Here is a 4,287-nt window from a genome sequence, read left to right as displayed (position 1 = left end):
ATTATTACTCTCAAAAACGAGATTTAGTCAATACCAAAGATAAGTTTCCTGAATACAAGCTAATTCATTCTCAGGTATTACAAGACTGCACAAAACGGGTAAAACTTGCCTTTGATAGATGGTTTAAGGCAGACAAAAATGGAACTAGATTAGGGAAGCCAAGGTTTAAGGGAAAAGGACGTTATCGAAGCTTTTGCTATCCTCAAATCAAGCAAGACTGCATTGAAGGAAACAAGATAAACTTGCCCAAAATTGGTAAGGTAAAGTTGATTCAGCATCGACCAATACCAGAAGGATTTCAAATCAAAACTGTTACTATTAGTCGCAAAGCTGATGGTTATTATGTGACGCTATCCCTAGAAGATAAGTCGGTTCCTCAGTTCACAACTGAAGTTAAACCTACCTCAGAAAATACTTTGGGGATAGATATGGGGTTAAAAGACTTTTTGGTAACAAGTAACGGAGAGTCGGTTCCCATTCCTCAATATTATCGCTCATCTCAGAAGCGATTAAAGACTCTACAAAAACGCTTATCCTGTAAAAAGAAAGGTAGCAAAAGATGGTTAAAAGCTCTTCTAGCTGTGGCTAAACAACATAAAAAAGTAGCTGACAAGCGTAAAGACTTTCACTTCAAAACAGCCAATGAATTATTATCAAAAGCTGAAGTTATCGCCCATGAAAACTTAAATATTAAAGGGCTAGCAAAAACCCGTTTGAGTAAATCAATTAATGATGCTGGATGGGGACAATTCTTATCTATTTTAACTGTCAAAGCTGGAAATGCTGGACAAAAGACTATAGCTGTGAACCCCAAAAATACAAGCCAAGATTGCTCAAATTGTGGAGAAAAAGTCCCTAAAGAATTAGACATACGAACTCATTCTTGTCCGCATTGTGGCATAGTAATAGACCGCGACTTAAATGCGGCGATAAATATCAAAAATAGGGCGGTAGGGCATTCCGTCCTTAAAGCTCGTGGAGCCCGACGGGATACCGGGGCTAGGAAACGAGAAGTCCATACTATAGCGTCAGCTTAGTGTGGGAGATGTCACTCAAAAGAATGAGAAATGATCGAGTTAACCAAAATCATCAGAGGTGGTTGCATCTAATACTGCTATTTAGTTGGATAGTTCTAGGCATTACTCTACGTTGGACAAACTTAGCTGAAAAATCTGCCTCATCTATCGAAATTGCTACATTGGGTTATAGTCTAGGTCATAGCTTTTTTGACCTACCTTTAGATCGAGTTATTAGTCTAGACCAATTACTGTCACCCTTACAATTTGAGTCAACCTCTACTCCTACCGATGTTATTCATCATCTACTGGGTGAAGATAATCATCCTCCACTCTATTTTGTACTAAATCATTTGTGGTTTAAATTATTCACCACTGACGGAGAATTGGTTTCTCTTTGGGTAGGGCGATCGCTCAGTGCTATTTTTGGTGTAATTACTATTCCGGCAATTTTTGGCTTGGGTTGGTTGGCATTTTCTCCATTAATAGGTCATATAGCAGCAGCATTGATGGCTATTTCTCCTTATGGCATTTACCTCGCCCAAGAATCTCGTCATTATACTTTAACAATTTTATGGATTATTGCTTCTGTAACTTGTTTGACAGCAATAATACCCTATCTTCAAAAACGCAAGATATTTCCGATATGGCTGGGCTTTCTTTGGGTTATAATTAATAGTTTGGGCATTTCCACTCACTATTTTTTTGCCTTGGCGTTGACTGCGGAGGGATTAGTTATTGGTTGGTTTTGGTTGAGAGATATTCAAAACCTATTTCAACGCTATTGGTTGCGAGTTTATTTGGTTGCTCTGGGAACGCTGATTAGTGGTTTGGTTTGGTGGCCTATTGTAGGTGGTATTGGCAATAGTCAACTGACTGACTGGATATCAACTAGCTTTGAGCTTGATGAAATTTGGCATCCTATCCCTCGTTTATTGGGTTGGGTATTGACAATGGTATGGCTTTTGCCCATTGAAGGCACAAGTTTATTTGTTACTATTTTGTCTGGAGTGACACTTTTGGTTATGTTGCTTTGGGTTGTTCCTGGTTTATGGCAAGGTGGGAAAGCACTGATAAATGATATAGATAATCGTTTATCTTTTCAGGTTTTTGTCGGTTTTTTTGTAGGAGCGATCGCTTTATTTTTACTTATTATTTATGGTATGGGTAAAGATTTATCTCTTGCTGCTCGTTATCATTTTGTTTATTTTCCTATTGTCATTATTTTATTGGCGGCAATTTTGGGCAAGTGTTGGGTTAACGAAGTTATCAGAAGTGATTTTTATAACGGGGATTTGAGCAACTATCCAAAAATATTTCGCCTTAAAAGGTGGGGTTTTAGACCCAATTATTTTGATAATTTGGAAAATCAGGCAGAGGTGGAAAATGTTTTTTCTGAGAAGGAGAAAAATTTTCAATTTTTCCAGTTAATAAATTTTTTACAGAAGTTGGGAAGTGGGAAAATAAAAGGGGAAGGAGCAACGAAAAAAGATTTAATTTCGGCAAATTTAAAACTGATTAATAAAAGAGTTGTTGTTGTTGTTTTGTTAATGGGTTTATGCGGTGGATTAACGGTGGTTAGTAATTATGGATATCAAAAATCACGGCGTGCAGACCTTTTAGTTGAGGCAATTAAAAAACAGTCTAAAAATCCGTCTTTAATTGCTACAACTTATCAAACTCATGCTGAAATTCGGGCTTTAATTGCCCTTGGTCTGGAATTTAAACGTCAAGAAGAGAAAATCAATATCTCTAGTTTTTTTCAACCTCGATTTTTATTAATGAAAAGACAACAAGAGCAAAGATTAATTCCTGATTCAGCTTTGGCTAAATTCCTTTCTCAAACACCACGACCTCTAGATTTATGGGCAGTTAATTTGAAAGTGGAAGGAAGCGATTTAGAAACTTTCAATTGTCGGAAGTATTCTAATTCTCTACCTAAAATAAATGGTTATCGTTATAAGTTGTATCATTGTCGTTAAAATTTGATTTTTTTGTTGGATATATCAGTGGGTTCAAAGATTAATATATGCTTTTTCAAATACTATATTTTTCTGCAAAATTATCCATGAAAACTAACGCTAAAAGGTAAACTTATTGTTAGATTTATTGGTGATAAACTTTTGAACGAAGGGATTTTTATAAGCCTAAAAAGGCGGTACGTCTTAACTATAAATTAGACATTAGAGAATTGCCTAAATATTAGAAATCTCATGTTAGTATTACTTATTCAAACCTTCATCCAAATCAATACAGCAAATATCATAAATGGCTAGGGAATCAATATCAACTAATACAAAACGAAAGTTATGGTCTCAGTGCGGAGGATTTTGTCAAAACCCTAGTTGTCATAAGTACCTGTTTTCGGATATTGGAGATGAATCTGTCAGTATAGCCAATGCTGCTCATATTATTGGGGCAGGAAATACTGGACATCGCTCAGAACACGCACTAGCTGATTCTATACAAAAGAATGGTACGTCTAACTTAATTATGCTTTGTCTTGATTGCCATAAGATGATAGATGAACTTGAGGATAAATATTCAGTCGAAAAAATCTGCGAATGGAAAGAGCAACACTCTAGTAAAATCCAAGCACTTTTTAAGACTCTGGTAACCACTGATGAAAATGAGATTTTGAGAGAAGTAAATGACCTTTTAGAAGAAAATAGGTCTATTTTTGAGGAATATGGTCCATTTTCAGAACAGGCAACAAAAGGAAATTCAGGCGATGTGAAAAAAGTATGGAAGAAAAGATGTCTTGACACAATTTTACCTAATAATCAAAAAATTATTGATTTAATTGAAGGGAATAAACGCAATTTTAAATATCCTTGGGAGCTTTATAGACAAATGCTTCGATATAAAATTCATGCGGATTCTTTCAAAGAAAATTGTCTTTTTGAAGAGAAGGTAAATGATTACAAACTTTTTCCACGAGAGTTCGATCATTTTGTGAAAAATAAATTAGGAATACAAACGCAAGATTTAGAAGTTAGAGGGGAAGAGGAAATAGAGTACAGAAAATATACTATATCCAAATATATAAATGAGTATTTAGCAAATCATTCATTTATCAAAGAAATGAATGCTTTAAATAGGGCAATATTCAAAGTTATTTTAAGTGATGAAAGGGAACTAAAAGTATTTGTTACTAATACCTATTACTTTACTGAATATACACTTGAAATAACTTTGAATATTGCCCTATTTAAAGCATTCATTTCTTTGATAAATGAATGATTTGCTAAATACTCATTTATATATTTGA

Annotated in this window: 3 protein-coding genes; all 3 read left to right on the top strand. The window is 34.8% G+C overall.

The window, feature by feature from the left end:
* The coding region (locus F6K13_RS20790) for a transposase (RefSeq protein ID WP_287244407.1) at nucleotides 1–1,037 on the top strand (1,037 nt) is incomplete at its 5' end.
* A 23-nt stretch (nucleotides 1,038–1,060) separates the two neighbouring features.
* Nucleotides 1,061–2,998, top strand: coding sequence for a glycosyltransferase family 39 protein (locus F6K13_RS20785; RefSeq protein ID WP_161564680.1), 1,938 nt, complete (start codon nucleotides 1,061–1,063; stop codon nucleotides 2,996–2,998).
* A 286-nt stretch (nucleotides 2,999–3,284) separates the two neighbouring features.
* On the top strand, nucleotides 3,285–4,259 hold the full coding sequence (locus F6K13_RS20780) for a hypothetical protein (protein ID WP_287288232.1): 975 nt from the start codon (nucleotides 3,285–3,287) through the stop codon (nucleotides 4,257–4,259).
* The last annotated feature ends 28 nt before the right edge of the window (nucleotides 4,260–4,287 follow it).

Source organism: Okeania sp. SIO2B9 (genome assembly GCF_010672505.1).
In the GTDB taxonomy this organism is placed as follows: domain Bacteria; phylum Cyanobacteriota; class Cyanobacteriia; order Cyanobacteriales; family Microcoleaceae; genus Okeania; species Okeania hirsuta.
Note: the sequence above shows the minus strand (reverse complement) of the source record. Positions and strands in the feature narration are given on the sequence as shown.